The sequence below is a fragment of the Nocardiopsis sp. LOL_012 genome, assembly GCF_048060475.1.
Classification (GTDB): Bacteria; Actinomycetota; Actinomycetes; order Streptosporangiales; family Streptosporangiaceae; genus Nocardiopsis.
This window is the reverse complement of sequence record NZ_JBHMIV010000018.1, coordinates 1-14,039: the sequence shown is the minus strand read 5'-3', so window position 1 is coordinate 14,039 and position 14,039 is coordinate 1. Positions and strand designations below refer to the sequence as shown.

Sequence of the window (14,039 nt, the reverse complement as noted above, 5' to 3'; positions counted from 1 at the left end):
TTGGCCGGGCCGCCGACGGGTGCCGGCGGCCCGGGCGACGCTACTTCTGGATGAAGGTGACGACGTCCTGGACCGTCTTGAGGTCCTTGAGCTGGTCGTCGGGGATCTCCACACCGAACTTGTCCTGGGCGGAGACGGCGATCTCCACCATGGACAGCGAGTCGATGTCCAGGTCGTCGACGAAGCTCTTCTCCGGGGTGACCTCGGAGGGCTCGGTACCGACGATCTCCTCGATGATCTCGGCGAGTCCGTTCAGGATCTCCTGCTCGCTGTGGGCCATGTGTGTTCTCTCCTTGCTTGGTGTTCCGGCTCGGGGAGCCCCCGTGCCCGGGGTGTCTCGTGCGGCACTGCCGCGAGGGGCGGTACGGATCAGGGAAGGCGGATCACCTGGGCGGCGTAGGCCAGCCCCGCACCGAAGCCCAGAGTGAGGACGGTGCTCCCCGAGGGCAGCTCTCCGCGTCCGACCATGCGCCCCAGGGCGAGAGGGATGGACGCTGAAGAGGTGTTTCCAGCGGTGACGATATCGCGGGCCACGAGTGCCTGGGGCGCGCCCAGCTTGCGTGCGATGGCCTCCACGATCCGCAGGTTCGCCTGGTGGGGGACGAAGGCCGTCAGCTCCGAGGGCTCCACACCGGCCCTCTCCATGGCCTTCAGGGCGACCCCGTACAGCTCCGTGGTGGTCCAGCGGAAGACCGCCTGGCCCTCCTGGTGGAGGTACTTGTGCTCGCGCAGGTAGATCTTGTCGGCGCGCTCGCCGGAGGAGCCCCAGACCACCGGGCCGATCCGGTGCTCCTCGGTGGCGGAGACCACCGCGGCCCCGGCGCCGTCGGCGAAGATCACACACGTGGACCGGTCGTCCCAGTCCATCCAGTCGCTGAGCTTCTCGGAGCCGATGACCAGGACGTTGCGCGCGCTGCCGCCGCGGACCGCGTCCGAGGCGGCGGCCAGCGCGTAGCAGAAGCCCGCGCAGGCGGCGTTGAGGTCGAAGGCACCGGGCGCGTGGATGCCCAGCCGGGCGGCGACGGTCGCCGCGGCGTTGGGGATCTGGTCGGTCACCGTGCAGGTGGCGACGATCACCAGGTCGATGTCTTCAGGGGACAGGCCTCCGGCTGCCAGCGCCTTGCCTCCGGCGGCCACCGCCATGCTCTCGACGGTGTCCTCGGGGCCGGCGATGCGGCGCTCCCTGATGCCGACGCGGCTCTGGATCCACTCGTCGTTGGTGTCGACCCTGGCCTCTAGGTCGGCGTTGGTCACGACCTTCGGCGGCTGGTACTCGCCGAAGGCGGTGACCGACGCTCCCAGGGGAGCGCTCGGGGTGCTCAACATGGTCAACCTTCCTGGCCGGTGCTCGCGGGAGCGGAGGTGCCGGCGTGTTCCTTGATGAGGGCCGTGGCGCGGTCGACGTCGTCCGGTGTCTTCACCGCGAGCAGTTCGACACCGCGCAGCGCACGCTTGGCCAGGCCCGTGAGGGTGCCGGCCGGCGCCAGTTCGATCAGGGCGGTCACGCCGAGGTCTGAGAGGGTCTGGGTGCAGGCGTTCCAGTGGACCGGTGAGGAGATCTGCGCGACCAGGCGCCGCACGTACTCCGCTCCGTCCGCCACGACCGCCCCGTCCGCGTTGGAGAGTAGACGGGTGGAGGGGTTCTGCGGGGACAGCGCGTCCGCGGCGGCGCGGACCCGCTCCACGGCCGGGGCCATGTGCTCGGTGTGGAACGCGCCCGCCACGGACAGGGGCCGCAGCCGGGCGCGCGGCGGCGGGTTCTCGGCGAACGCGGCGAGCCGCTCGGTGGTTCCGGCGGCCACGATCTGCCCCGACCCGTTGTCGTTGGCGGCGGTGAGCCCGGCCTCCTCGACGGCCTGGAGCACGTCCTCGCGGACGCCCCCCAGCACCGCGGTCATGCCGGTCTCGGTGCGGGCTGCCGCGTCGGCCATCCCACGGCCGCGCTCAGCGACCAGGGACAGGGCCTCGTCGGGGGAGAGCACCCCGGTGACCGCGGCGGCGGTGAACTCTCCCACGCTGTGTCCGGCGACCGCGTCCACGAGGGAGTCCTTCGCGGGAAGGGCGGGGGAGGACAGGGGGCCGAGAACGGCGGAGGCCGCGGCCAGGCCCGCGCCGACCAGCAGCGGCTGGGCGACGGCCGTGTCGCGGATCTCCTCCGCCCCGGCCTCGGTGCCGTAGCGGACCAGGTCGAGCCCGGCCACCTCGGACCAGGCGGCGAACTGCTCGGAGAGTCCGGGCAGTTCGAGCCATGGGGAGAGGAAGCCGGGAACCTGGGCGCCTTGGCCGGGAGCAACGATAACAAGCACGTCATCAACCTTGCCGTGTAGAGGATCGCCGGTCCGATGGCGAGGGACACGAAGTTCCGGGAAGGCGTTTGTAGGTACTCCACAAAACGCCTGTACGGGCGTGTCCACGGGCTCGGAACCAGTGGAAAGCGTCACGTCCGACGATAGCCCCGTCCCGGCGAAGGCACCGGTGGCGGGGCGTGCGGCGTGCGGTTTCGCGGGGTGCGCCGGTCCGGGAGGTGGGGCGGGGATGCCACGCTAGAGGTGTGAACAGCCAACACCAGGACGTACCCGGCGCAGCGGACGACCGGGACCGCGTGCGCGCCGACACCGTCCGCCGCCTGGAGCGCTCCATGGGGGCGCTCGGCACGGCCGCCGTCACGCGGATGGAGGAACGGCTCGGCTGGTTCCGCCGCATGTCGGCCGAGGACCGGTCGTGGATCGGCCTGGTCGCCCAGTCCGGCGTGGCGGCCTTCGTCGACTGGTTCCGCAGCTCCGGGAGCGGTCGGCCCGCCATCACCGTCGAGGTCTTCGGGACCGCTCCGCGGGAGCTGACGCGCTCGGTGTCGCTGCAGCAGACGGTCGACATGATCCGCGTGGTCATCGAGGTGGTCGAGGCCCAGGTCGACTCCCTGGCCGCGCCCGGCGGCCGGCAGCAGTTGCGCGAGGCGGTCCTGCGGTACACGCGCGAGGTCGCCTTCAGCACGGCGAAGATCTACGCGCGTGCCGCCGAGGCCCGCGGCGCGTGGGACGCGCGGCTGGAGGCCCTGATCGTCGACGCCCTCCTGCACGGCGACAGCGAGGACGGGCTCGACACCTGGGGTTCGGCACTGGGCTGGTCGCACACGCCGGTCATCGCTCTGGCGGGCCAGGCCCAGGAGGAGGCCGGCACGAAGGTCCTCGACGACCTGCGCGCCGCCGCCCGGCGCATGGGCCACGACGTGCTGGCGGGCCGCCAGGGGGGCCGCGTGGTCGTGGTGCTCGGCGTCGGCGGCCGCTACCAGGAGGAGGAGCTGCCCGGGGCGGCGGCCGAGCCGCTGGCCGCGCTGTTCGGCCCGGGACCGGTGGTCGTCGGCCCGGCCGTCCCCGAACTGCGGGCCGCCGGGGCGTCGGCCAGGGCGGCCATCAGCGGGCTGCGGGCGGCGGCGGCCTGGCCCGACGCCCCGCGCCCGGTGCTCGCCGACGACCTGTGGCCCGAGCGCGCCCTCCAGGGGGACGGGGATGCGCGCCGCAGCCTGGTGGAGCGGGTGTACCTGCCCCTGACCGGTGCGGGCTCGCCGCTCCTGGACACGCTGTCGGTGTACCTGGAGCACGCCTCGTCGCTGGAGGCGACGGCGCGCATGCTGTTCGTCCACCCCAACACGGTCCGTTACCGGCTCAGCCGGATCGCCGAGCTGACCGGGCACGCGCCCTCTGACGGGCGCGGGTCGTTCGTGTTGCGGATCGCGGTGGCTCTGGGGCGGTTGGCTGCGGTTTCCAGAGAATAGGGCGATCTCCGTAACCTGATTGTTGTTTGCCGTATCTCCTGTCTTATGGATGTTTCACCTGGTTCGGGTATGTCTGTAACTGTCCGTATGTGGCATGAGGCCACAAACAGGCAGATAGTTTTGGGACGGGCGGAACGCCGACGGGACCGCCGACGAGGCCGTGCTTGCGCCCGAGGGTCCCCGCGACGCCCTCGCACGACGTTCTTGGGGGTCAAGTCTGTGTTCGAGCGCAAGAGGGGCCGGTCCGCGGTCACCGGGGCCCGGTCCGCGGCGGCGGCCGTGGCCGATCTCGTCCTCCAGCCCACGCAGGAGGGCGAGATACGCAGAAGGGTCCTGTTCTGGCTACCCGTGCCCCTCCCGGTCCTGGGCCTGGTCCTCCTCCTGGTCGGCGGGTCCCTCTCCGCCGCGGGCTGGACGATCCTCCTGGCCGCGTCCGTGGGTATGGGCACGCTGCTGCTGTCCACACTCGTCCAGCCCACACCGCTGCCAGAGGGCCTGGGACCGCAGGCCTCCGCACGCCGCTCCCTGCACCGCTTCCGGCAGTTCACGACACTGCGGATCTGCCTGGCACTCGTCGCCGTCGTCTTCGGCGCCGCGGCCTCGATCCTCGGTGGCGGTGCCTACCCGATGCTGGCCGCCCTGGCCCTGGCCTGGCCGCAGTTGCTGATGGCACTGCCCACGTTCTTCACCATCACCCGCGCGCGCCGGGCGATGGAGGCCTGGGGCACCACCGCCTACCTGTGGCACGCCCTGTCCCGTCCGGCCAAGGTCACCTGGCCGATCGCCACCCCCCTCGCCCGGGACTGGCGGGAGTGGCGCGCCCAGCGCGAGGAGGCCGCGCGTGAGCGCCAGGGCGCCGAGGCCGTCCCCGACGCGGCGGACGCCCCGGAGGACGGTGAGCGGGGTCCGGCCCCGGACGACGGCCCCGGAAGCGCTCCGGAGCCCGGCGGCAAGGACACCGACACACCGGGAGCGGGCACCAAGCACGTGGTGCGCGGCTCCACCGTGCACAGGGCGACCCGCCAGATCATGCGCCAGGGCGGTGCCCTGGGCCTGGCCGTGCGCCGCGGCACCCGGACCGGGCGCTCGACCCGGCGCCCCCGCTCCCACAAGAACTGAGCGCCCCGGCGCTCACACGCGCATACGCCGCTGGACCCGGGGGCAGGGGTCGGTCCCCGGGTCCGGGCAGTCGTACCACAGGGCCTCGGCCCGCGCCCCGTCGAAGCGCACCTCGCCCATGGTGTTGCCGTAGTACGGCGGACCCTCCACACGCCAGCGCGGCCAGGAACCCGGCACCCGCGCCGCCCAGGCCATGGCCCGGCCCACCACACGCAGCGGCCAGACCGTCGACAGCCGCGTGAGCCGCCGCATCGGTGCGGGCAACCGGTTGCACAGGGGCGAGGACACCAACTGGGCCACGCGCGTCCCACCGGCCGCGTCGCCGCCGTCGACCCTGGCGGCGTAGGAGAAGTGCACGTCGCCGCTGAGGAACAGCACCGTGGCCGGGGCCCCGCCGCGCTCGCCCCGGCACAGCGCGCGCACCCCGTCGGCCAGTCGGCGGAAGGAGTACTGGAAGGCCCCCCAGTGCTCCATGTCCATGGCCTGGCGCAGCCTCTCGGCCGGACCGCGGGCGCGCCGTCCCCACGCCCCCGCGCACACCGCCTCGTTCCACGCCTCCAGGTGCTGCACCGCGTGCGGCAGCAGCACGGGCACGGTCGAGGCCAGGACCACGTGCTCGTGGCCGCCGGTCAGGTGCGCGTCCAGCCAGTCGTGCCCCTGCGGCCCGAGAATGGAGCGCTCACCGGAGCCGCCCTCGCCCAGCGCGCGTCCGCAGCGGGTGTCGGCCACCAGGACGCGTACCCCGCCCACGTCGTGGCGGTGGCTCCAGCGGTAGGAGGAGGGCTCCTCGTGGGCGCGCCGGGCGAACGCGTCCAGGACGGCGCCCGCGTCGTCCTCACCGCGCACCGACGCCCACACCGGGTCCCGCTCGCGCTCGCCGGGGGACAGGTTGCCCAGGTGCTGGTACACCCAGTAGGCGCCCAGCGCACCGGTGATCCGGGCGGGCCACCAGGGCAGCGCCGCCATCCCCTCGCGCCAGGCCGCGGACGTGTTCCAGTCGTCGCGCACGTCGTGGTCGTCGAAGATCATCACGGTGGGCACCGTGGACAGCAGCCACCGCACCCAGGGGTCGCTCCACGCCTGCCGGTACAGCTCGGCGTACTCCCCGTAGCGGACCACCTCGCCCTCGGGCGCGTCGTCGCCGGCCTCCCGGGACCGGCGCAGGAAGTCGCGCATGGGCCGCTGGATCTCGTCGGCGTACACCTGGTCGCCGATGAGCAGCAGGACGGTGTTGACGCCCTCCCCGACGCCCTCCTCCGCCAGCCTCCGGCCCGTGGCGCGGAGCAGGTCGGGGCCGTAGCGGACCACTCCCTCGGGGGAGTCGTTCGTGGGGGTTCGGCACGAGCCGTACAGCAGGCGCGTGGGCGCCTGCGGGTCCAGGGTGCGCACGGTGCTCGGCGGCAGTCCCGCCTCCGGCTCCGGCCAGACCACGGCTCCGTCCAGCAGCACCTCGTAGGGCAGGGACGAGCCCGGCGCCAGCCCGGTGAGTTCGCACACGGCGTAGTGGTGGCCGTGCACGGTGAAGGTCCGGCTCTCGGCGGCCGTCCGCCCCCCGGCGCGGACCCGGACCAGGCAAGGGGCGTCGGTCTCCACCCACACGGTCGCGGTGGTCGGTCCCACGTGCCGCAGCAGGGGTCCCACACGTAAGGCCACAGTCACCGTTTCCCCTCTTTTCTCCCAGATTCTCATGCGTCGCCGACGAGTATGGCCCGCCAGCGGGCATATCGCCATCCACGGACCGAACAAGGTGGTTGCACGAGCGCCCCGGCTGCGCGAAGGTGGCGCTATGCGGACACAGACCCTTGAGCTGCACACCGGAGGAGCGGAGAGCATCACCGACATCACGGGCGCGTGCGCGGACTTCGTCGCCGGGGACGGCGACGGACTGCTGAACGTCTTCGTCCCCCACGCGACCGCCGGTGTGGCGATCATCGAGCTCGGGGCCGGGTCCGACGACGACCTGCTCGCCTCCCTCGACGACCTCCTGCCCGCCGACGACCGCTGGCGGCACAGGCACGGGTCCCAGGGACACGGGCGATCGCACGTCATGCCCGCGTTCGTCGCCCCCCAGACCACCGTGCCGGTCCTGTCGGGCCGGCTCGAACTCGGCACCTGGCAGTCCATCGCCGTCGTCGACCTCAACGTGGACAACCCCGACCGCCGGGTCCGGTTGTCCTTCCTCGGGGGATGACAGCGGTGACGGACCAAAGGTGACCGGGAGTGGACGGTGCGTTGACGGGAGATACCGCTAGCGTGTGGACTAGGCCATCAGCGATGGCCGCGGAACCGCACGGCCGGCGAGAACAGCCCGGCATCGTTGTGACAACTGCTTCGTGCAGGCAAGATTGAGAAAACCCATCTGTGGAGGAGAACTTTCGTGAGCGCGACCGCGGGCCAGGCACAGAGCGAACGCGGCTTGGCTGACCGACTCGGATTCAAGCCGGGTCAGGTGGTGCAGGAATTCGGCTTCGACGACGATGTCGACGAGGCACTGCGTGCGTCCATCGCCGAGGTGACCGGAGAAGCACTGGTCGACGAGGACTTCGACGGCGACGTCGACGCGGCGCTGCTGTGGTGGCGGTCCGACGAGGAGGGCGACCTCACCGACGCGTTGATGGACACGGTCACGCTGATCGCCGACGGCGGCACCATCCTGGTGCTGACCCCGAAGGCCGGGCGTGAACTGCACGTGTCCCCCAACGACGTCGCCGAGGCGGCCAACACCTCCGGCCTGTCGCAGACCAGCGCCGTGAGCGTCGGAACGGAGTGGTCGGGCACACGCCTGGTCGTTCCCAAGCGGTAAAGGGGCCCGCCCCGACGGGGTGAGGCACCCGGTGCCGCGCGTCCCTGGCGAGGACGCGCGGCCCTGTGGGGCGCCCGCCGACCGGCGGGTGCCGAGACGGCCCACGCACCCTGATAGGGATCGACCATGACCGGCACCACCGAGGGCGCGACGGCGCCCGACTTCACGCTGAGCGACCAGTACGGGCAGGACACCACCCTGTCGAAGCTGCGGGGCAGCCCCGTCCTGCTGGTCTTCTACCCGTTGGCCTTCTCCGGGGTGTGCTCCGGCGAACTCGCCGACCTCAGCGCGCGCCACACCGAGTTCACCGACCTCGGGGCCACCGTCCTGGCCGTGTCCGTGGACTCGGTCTTCGCCCTGCGCACCTGGTCCGACCGCGAGTCGTTCCCGTTCGCGCTGCTGTCGGACTTCTGGCCGCACGGCGCCGTCGCCGACGCCTACGGCGTGTTCGACTCCCGGCGCGGCACCGCCCGCAGGGGCACCTTCCTCATCGACGCGGCCGGCCGCGTGCGCTGGACGGTCGCCACCCCGGTCTCCGAGCCCCGCGACACGGGCGAGTACCTGCGCAGACTGCGTTCGCTGACGGAAAACCCGTGAGCACGGACCACCGCGAGACGGTATGATCACTCGCGATACGGGCGCGTAGCTCAGTTGGCTAGAGCAATTGCCTTACAAGCAATAGGTCAGGGGTTCGAGTCCCTTCGCGCCCACCATAGACGCCTTACTAGAACCCTTACCCAATGCAAGGGATTCGAGAAGCTCGTCCACAGAGGACAGCACGTGGAAGCCCTCTCCGCCATCGGAGGGGGCTTCCAGGCTGTTGAGTGCGATTGGTGCCCTCGGTGGTGACGAGGCGTGTACGGCCATCCTGGAGGGCGTGCAGCCCGTCGATTACAGACGGGCCAGCCCCACCAGTACCCGCTCCATGTCCTTCGTGCCGAGAGGTGGAGCGCTGCGGGGCATGGTCGAGGTAGACGGGGCGCGGTCGTATGGCGCTGTTCTCCGTGGCAAGGGCAGTGGGCGAAGGGGTGGGGGAGAAGCCTCGGCCGTTCGCCTCTCAGGCGGTCCGGCGGCGAGGGCGAGCACACACCACACCGTCTTGCCTCCACGCGGCGATGGCACCACGCCCCAACGTTGGCTGAGCATCTCCACGAGGAACAGCCCGCGGCCGTGCTCGGCATCAGTGGTTACCGGCCTCCGTGTGGGGGTGCCGTTTCCGGCATCCCACACCTCGATGAGGAGTTGGCCGCCCTGGACGCTGATCACCACGTGGATGAAGTGCCGCCGCGAGATCGCAGACACCGGCGTCGTCATCGTCAAGCCTCCGGCCTCGACCGCATTGGTCACCAGCTCCGACACGATGAGCTCGGCACTATCCACGACGTCAGGGGATGCCCCGTGGTGGAGGCTGCTGCGGGTGAACTCCCGGGCGAAGGCCACCGCGTTCGGCAAGGCCACCAACGTCAACGAGGCGAGCATTCCTCACCCACCTCCCACACCGTCACGCCCAGCTCGTGCAACTGGTCGATGACGCCGACCTGCAAGCTGGTGAACTTGGTGAAGTGCTCCAGTGTCGGCACCACCAGCTCCGTCGCCTCGCCCTCCTGGAACAGCTCCACCAGGTGGACGAACGCCGAGCGCTGCGCCAGGGGCGTATCCACCAGCACACGCGCCAGGCGGTAGCCGCGCTCACGGGCGCAGGTCGCCACCTGTTGGTGCAGTCGCGCCAGGTGCGCGTGGTCGGTCGGATCGGGGACGCGCATGTAGCCGAAGGCGACCGGCCTGGCATTGGTCTCGTTCATCGCTGTCGCCCCTCCACCAGACGCAGGCAGGGGCGGGCGTTGCCGTGTTCGTGGGGCTGGTCGCGGTAGGCGCGTACCAGATCGGCTATCTCGAAGATCTGCCCGTGGCTGCACTGGATGGTGCGCAGGCAGTTGCCCTCGTCGTCGAGGTGCTCCAGCGTGTAGCGCTCACTCGTGGCTGAGATGCTCACGCAGTCGATGTGCAGGAACGCTAGGTCATCACCATCGAGGTCGGGCAGGGGGTGGATGTTGTCCTCACGGAGGAGCGCATCCAGGCGCTCGAGGGCGGCAGGCGCCGTTGGCGTGTTCATTGATCGCCACCTTGGAAAAGTAGGGGCTTGGTAGTGGCTGCGCCACGCCCATGACCATTCCATTGCCCCAGGTAAGGCGGCTACGCATACAAGCCTTTTGGCCATTAGCCGTAAGGTGGGGTTGTCATTGGTAGCGACTGTGTAGTTAACTATCGGTCATGGCACGTGTACCCCCGGCGGAAAACCCCGCTATACGGCGCTTCGGGCGTGAATTGTCCCGTTTGCGTAATTTGGCGGATATGTCGCAAAGCCAGCTGGCCAGAGCGATCAATGTGTCGGGTGCGCTGGTCGGGCACATCGAGCGTGCCGAACGCACTCCCACGCAGCGCTTCGCGAGCAAGGCGGATGAGGTGCTCGAGGCCGGTGGCTACCTGACGGGCCTGTGGAAGGACGTCCAGCAAGCCGCCTATCCCGAGTACGCCGGAAGCTTCATGCAAGCCCTGCCGCACGCCCTCATGATGCGGGACTACCACCCCATGATCGTCCCTGGCCTGCTCCAGTGCGAGCCGTACATCCGTGCCTTCTGCCGCGCCAACAACCCGATGGAGACGGACGACTACATCGACCGTGTAGTCGAGCAGCGGCTACGGCGACAGGAACTGCTCATCGAGTCGGATCGGCCGGTGATCTGGGCGATCATCACCGAGGCGGTGCTCGGTAGCCTGGTGCGGACGCCTGACATTCTGGGTCGCCAGGTGGGCCGTCTCCTGGAGTTGACCAGCTCTGGGCGGGTTCAGCTCCAGGTGATCCCTGCTACTGTCCGCTTCGACGAGCACCCAGGCATGGACGGCCCCTTCACCATCCTGTCGCTTCCTGACCGACAAGAGGTGGCTTACCTTGAGGGTGCGGCTACCGGCGACCTCGTCACCGAGGCGGCAGCAGTCGAGCGCTTGTCCCTCAAGTTCGGCAGCTTGCAGGGCGTTGCCCTCTCCCCAGGGCAAACTACGAAGTACTTGAAGAATGTGCGAGGCGAGATCGATGGACAACATTCAGTGGCGCACCTCGAGCTACAGCAACGCGCAGGGTGGTCACTGCGTGGAGGTGGCGGAGACTCCCCGAACGGCGCTGGTGCGGGACACTAAAAACCGCGAGCGGGGGCATCTTGCTTTTTCGCTTGTGGAGTGGGGTGTGTTTGTTCAGGACGTGAAACATAGCGGCCTTTAGAGCTCATCTCAAAAGTCATCAGCATGCTTGGCCAGGTGCTTGTAGCAGATGAGGATGCAGGCGATGCCGAGCATGGCCAGGAAGGTCGAGGCCTTGCGCTCCCAACGCACGTTCAACCTGCGGTAGGAGCCCAACCAGGCGATGGAGCGTTCGACTTTGTACCGGTGGCGTCCCAGACGCTGGGGGGACGCGATGCCAGGACGGGCCAGGCGCACCCCGATGCCGCGCTCGCGCAGCCAGCGGCGCTGGTCCCGGGAGTGGTAGGCCTTGTCGCCGTGGAGCTTGGTGGGACGCCGCCGCCGGGGACCTCGCCGCGATCGCACCGCCGGGATGCCCCGGACAGGGGCTTGAGCGCTTCGGTGTCGTTGACGTTGGCCGCGGTGACCGCGCAGGTCAGCGGGAGGCCCTGGTTATCGCACAGCAGGTGGAGCTTGGAGCCGGGTTTGCCTCGATCAGTGGGGTTTGGCCCGGTGTTCTCCCCCTCTCTTGGCGCGGATCGACTGGGAGTCGACAGTGGCGCGGGACCAGTCCAGCAGGGCGCGTCTGCCCAGCTCGTCCAGGATGGTGCGGTGGATCGTGGGCCACAGGCCCGTCTCGGTCCAGGTCTGGAACCAGCGGTGGGCGGTGGCGCGGGAGGCAGTAGCGGCTGGACGATCTCCCAGAGCCCATCGGGCAACACATCGCTCACAGCAAGTGATCATGCCAGGCTCAGGAGCACATCGCAGGGCTTTTGAGATGAGCTCTTAGCGTTTGAGTGCTGCACTGCCAACGAGCGCAACTCAGGATCTTGCCCCATGTCTTTCTCGGCTTGCCCGAACGAACTTGTCCCATCCCGTGGATGATCCATGCTCCTAGGTTGAGAAGAAAAGCCAGGTCATCGCCTACGCCAACCTCGTCTTGGCCCTTCAACCGACAGCAGCCATGACTCGTGTCACTTTTGAGTGTTCCTATGGTCTGCGGCCCTCCGGGCTGGTCTGGTCATTTCGCAGAGCGTAGTCGGAGTGACTGGATCGGGTATCAGCCACACCGGCGTGGAGCATGGCGACGCCGAACTCGCCAAGCTGATGCGGAGCGCTCAACGGCTGCATGCCGGCCAGTGAACCTTGGAGCTGGACGCCGGTCACTCCTCGGGTAGAACCTGTACCACGAAGCGGCTTTGGGCGCCCGAAACGGCGTCACCACGGAAAACGGGCGATCGCCCAGTCCAAGTATTAGGACATCCTGCATCGGCTGCGCTGCTGCCTGGGCAGAGTTGGTGCTGGCCGCGTGCTTCAACTTCGAGAAGCCGGACGAAAAGGGATCGGCGCCTGCCGGGCGAAAAAGGTAAACAATTGGTTAATATCATCTTTATTTTGGTTGATTTATTTATGTACGCGACCTTTGGTGTCTAGGAAAAGATTGGCCGGATCCGGCCACCTGGATTCTGCCGTATGAGGTTTAATCGCTGTTCGGCTGCCTGGCTCACAGTAGTGGGCGTGATGGCGTGAGCACGGGGCTGAGCCGCGTGCCTTGTGGGCTCTTCTTGGAACGGGATACCTTCGCGGCGGTTTACGTCACCGATGACCGAATGGAACGGTTGTCGGCATCCCTCACTAGGACGGCTTCTTCTCCATGCGTCGCGCCCTGACCCGCATGACGGCGGCCTCGACCGCTACCGTGCTGGCCCTGACCCTGCTCCACGTCGCCCCGGCCTCAGCCGACGACGAGGACACCCCCCCCGCAGCCGGCGGTGAGTCCTCGCCCGACGGGCCGGAGGAGTTCAACGCCCTCGCCCTGGCAGCCGAGACGGGGGAGCGGGTGGAGATCACCTCGCTGACCGACGAGAAGACCCGACACTTCGCCAACCCCGACGGCACCCTCACCGCGGAGATCTCCGCACTCCCGGTCCGGGTACGCACCTCCGAGGGCTGGACCGACGTGGACACCACCCTGGTCGACACCGGCGACGGCCTCCTGCGCCCCCGCGCCACCAACGCCGACCTGGCCTTCTCCGCCGGCGGCGACGCCCCCATGGTCACCCTCGGCCTGGGCAACAACTCCGTCTCCCTGGGCTGGGACGGCGACCTGCCCTCCCCGGAGCTGGAAGGCAACCAGGCCACCTACCCCGACGTGCTGCCCGACGTCGACCTCGTCCTGACCGCAGGCGTCGAAGGCTTCACCCAGGTCCTGGTCGTGCACACCCCCGAAGCCGCCGCCTCCCCCGAACTGGCCGAACTGGAACTGGCCCTGGACACCGCCGGTGTCACCATGATCGCCGACACCCACGGCAACCTCACCGCCACCGGCGACGAGGGCGGCCAGAGCGTCTTCTCCGCCCCCGCCCCCACCATGTGGGACTCCACCGGAGCCGACCAGGCCACCGCCACCGGCGAGGACCCCACCACGGCGCCGCTGACCACCTCCCAGGTCGAACCCGTCCCCACCACCGTCGAGGTCGACACCCTCAGCCTGGCCCCCGACCAGCAGATGCTCACCGACGAGGCCACCCAGTACCCGGTCTACATCGACCCCTCCATCAGCGTCTCCCGCCCCAACTGGGCCTACGTCGACGCCGCCTACCCCAACCAGGAGTATTTCAACAGGTCCATCGAGAGTGTGGGCATCGGACGCCTCTCCGACGCCAGCGGCACCTATACCCGCCGCGCCCTGTTCCAATTCTGGGTGGCGGGCCGCACCAAGCAGGACACCACCACCATCCACTCGGCGACCCTGCGCACCGAGGTCACCCACGGTTACACCTGTAACAGCAACTCCTACATCGAACTCCACCGCACCGACCGTTTCACCGGCTCCACCAACTGGAACAACCAGCCCACCGCCCGCGACCACCTCGACACCCAGAATGTCGTGGGCGGCTGGTACGAGTGCCCGCTGAGCACCGGAACCGAGTTCGACGCCACCGACGCCTACCAGTGGGGCGTGGACAACAACGAGGAGTACATCTACCTGCGCTTGAAGGAGCGCGACGAGAACTCCAACAGCGCTTGGCGCCGTATCGATATCGAGAACGACCCGCCGGTGCTGGTGGTGGACTACAACAACAAGCCCGACCAGGTCGACACCGACTC

Annotated in this window: 16 protein-coding genes, 1 tRNA gene and 1 pseudogene; 9 read left to right on the top strand and 9 right to left on the bottom strand. The window is 69.4% G+C overall.

Annotated features, from left to right (window positions below; translation table 11 throughout):
• Positions 1 to 40: 40 nt before the first annotated feature.
• The 3 genes from ACFHWE_RS13455 to ACFHWE_RS13445 form a co-directional block, all read right to left on the bottom strand.
• Positions 41 to 280, bottom strand: a complete 240-nt coding sequence (locus ACFHWE_RS13455; protein ID WP_416601663.1) for an acyl carrier protein — start codon at positions 278 to 280, stop codon at positions 41 to 43.
• 89 nt (positions 281 to 369) lie between these two features.
• Entirely contained in the window at positions 370 to 1,326 is a 957-nt protein-coding gene (locus ACFHWE_RS13450) for a beta-ketoacyl-ACP synthase III (protein ID WP_416601661.1), read from the bottom strand.
• 2 nt (positions 1,327 to 1,328) lie between these two features.
• A complete protein-coding gene (locus ACFHWE_RS13445; protein WP_416601659.1) occupies positions 1,329 to 2,306 on the bottom strand; it encodes an ACP S-malonyltransferase in 978 nt (325 codons plus the stop codon).
• Between the two features lie 245 nt (positions 2,307 to 2,551).
• Between ACFHWE_RS13445 and ACFHWE_RS13440 the strand changes: the two genes are divergently transcribed.
• Both ACFHWE_RS13440 and ACFHWE_RS13435 read left to right on the top strand, forming a co-directional pair.
• On the top strand, positions 2,552 to 3,772 hold the full coding sequence (locus tag ACFHWE_RS13440) for a PucR family transcriptional regulator (protein ID WP_416601657.1): 1,221 nt from the start codon (positions 2,552 to 2,554) through the stop codon (positions 3,770 to 3,772).
• Between the two features lie 279 nt (positions 3,773 to 4,051).
• Positions 4,052 to 4,891: a hypothetical protein gene (locus ACFHWE_RS13435; RefSeq protein WP_416601808.1), complete on the top strand. Its 840-nt coding sequence runs from the start codon at positions 4,052 to 4,054 to the stop codon at positions 4,889 to 4,891.
• A gap of 12 nt (positions 4,892 to 4,903) precedes the next feature.
• Here the strand turns inward: ACFHWE_RS13435 and ACFHWE_RS13430 are convergent, their stop codons facing one another.
• Positions 4,904 to 6,580, bottom strand: coding sequence for an alkaline phosphatase D family protein (locus tag ACFHWE_RS13430; RefSeq protein ID WP_416601655.1), 1,677 nt, complete (start codon positions 6,578 to 6,580; stop codon positions 4,904 to 4,906).
• Positions 6,581 to 6,677: 97 nt separating this feature from the next.
• On the opposite strand from ACFHWE_RS13430, the gene ACFHWE_RS13425 reads away from it, so the two are divergent.
• From ACFHWE_RS13425 to ACFHWE_RS13410, 4 genes are all read left to right on the top strand, one after another.
• On the top strand, positions 6,678 to 7,082 hold the full coding sequence (locus ACFHWE_RS13425; protein ID WP_416601653.1) for a YjbQ family protein: 405 nt from the start codon (positions 6,678 to 6,680) through the stop codon (positions 7,080 to 7,082).
• 186 nt (positions 7,083 to 7,268) lie between these two features.
• Positions 7,269 to 7,694 (top strand): DUF3052 domain-containing protein, encoded by a 426-nt coding sequence (locus ACFHWE_RS13420; RefSeq protein WP_028648253.1) that lies wholly within the window; start codon positions 7,269 to 7,271, stop codon positions 7,692 to 7,694.
• A gap of 126 nt (positions 7,695 to 7,820) precedes the next feature.
• Positions 7,821 to 8,291 (top strand): peroxiredoxin, encoded by a 471-nt coding sequence (locus ACFHWE_RS13415; RefSeq protein ID WP_416601651.1) that lies wholly within the window; start codon positions 7,821 to 7,823, stop codon positions 8,289 to 8,291.
• Between the two features lie 39 nt (positions 8,292 to 8,330).
• Positions 8,331 to 8,407, top strand: a tRNA-Val gene (locus tag ACFHWE_RS13410).
• Between the two features lie 178 nt (positions 8,408 to 8,585).
• Here the strand turns inward: ACFHWE_RS13410 and ACFHWE_RS13405 are convergent.
• From ACFHWE_RS13405 to ACFHWE_RS13395, 3 genes are read right to left on the bottom strand one after another with little or no spacing between them, the layout of a single operon-like run.
• Entirely contained in the window at positions 8,586 to 9,173 is a 588-nt protein-coding gene (locus tag ACFHWE_RS13405; protein WP_416601649.1) for an ATP-binding protein, read from the bottom strand.
• Positions 9,158 to 9,496: a recombinase family protein gene (locus ACFHWE_RS13400; RefSeq protein WP_416601647.1), complete on the bottom strand. Its 339-nt coding sequence runs from the start codon at positions 9,494 to 9,496 to the stop codon at positions 9,158 to 9,160. The genes ACFHWE_RS13405 and ACFHWE_RS13400 overlap by 16 nt, the downstream gene beginning before the upstream one ends.
• Positions 9,493 to 9,807 carry a hypothetical protein gene (locus ACFHWE_RS13395; protein WP_416601645.1) on the bottom strand — a complete coding sequence of 105 codons (315 nt, stop codon included), beginning with the start codon at positions 9,805 to 9,807 and terminating at the stop codon, positions 9,493 to 9,495. Before ACFHWE_RS13395 ends, ACFHWE_RS13400 begins: the two co-directional genes overlap by 4 nt.
• Positions 9,808 to 9,965: 158 nt before the next feature.
• On the opposite strand from ACFHWE_RS13395, the gene ACFHWE_RS13390 reads away from it, so the two are divergent.
• Both ACFHWE_RS13390 and ACFHWE_RS13385 read left to right on the top strand, forming a co-directional pair.
• Positions 9,966 to 10,889 (top strand): helix-turn-helix domain-containing protein, encoded by a 924-nt coding sequence (locus tag ACFHWE_RS13390; protein ID WP_416601643.1) that lies wholly within the window; start codon positions 9,966 to 9,968, stop codon positions 10,887 to 10,889.
• The gene (locus ACFHWE_RS13385; protein WP_416601641.1) at positions 10,843 to 10,971 is read left to right on the top strand and encodes a DUF397 domain-containing protein; all 129 of its coding nucleotides are present in this window, start codon (positions 10,843 to 10,845) and stop codon (positions 10,969 to 10,971) included. Before ACFHWE_RS13390 ends, ACFHWE_RS13385 begins: the two co-directional genes overlap by 47 nt.
• 8 nt (positions 10,972 to 10,979) lie before the next feature.
• Here the strand turns inward: ACFHWE_RS13385 and ACFHWE_RS13380 are convergent, their stop codons facing one another.
• Both ACFHWE_RS13380 and ACFHWE_RS13375 read right to left on the bottom strand, forming a co-directional pair.
• Positions 10,980 to 11,294 carry a transposase gene (locus ACFHWE_RS13380; protein ID WP_416601639.1) on the bottom strand — a complete coding sequence of 105 codons (315 nt, stop codon included), beginning with the start codon at positions 11,292 to 11,294 and terminating at the stop codon, positions 10,980 to 10,982.
• Positions 11,295 to 11,423: 129 nt separating this feature from the next.
• Positions 11,424 to 11,672 carry a hypothetical protein gene (locus ACFHWE_RS13375; RefSeq protein WP_416601638.1) on the bottom strand — a complete coding sequence of 83 codons (249 nt, stop codon included), beginning with the start codon at positions 11,670 to 11,672 and terminating at the stop codon, positions 11,424 to 11,426.
• 910 nt (positions 11,673 to 12,582) lie between these two features.
• Between ACFHWE_RS13375 and ACFHWE_RS13370 the strand changes: the two are divergent.
• Positions 12,583 to 14,039 (top strand): annotated as a pseudogene (locus ACFHWE_RS13370) (LamG domain-containing protein); the annotation flags it as partial.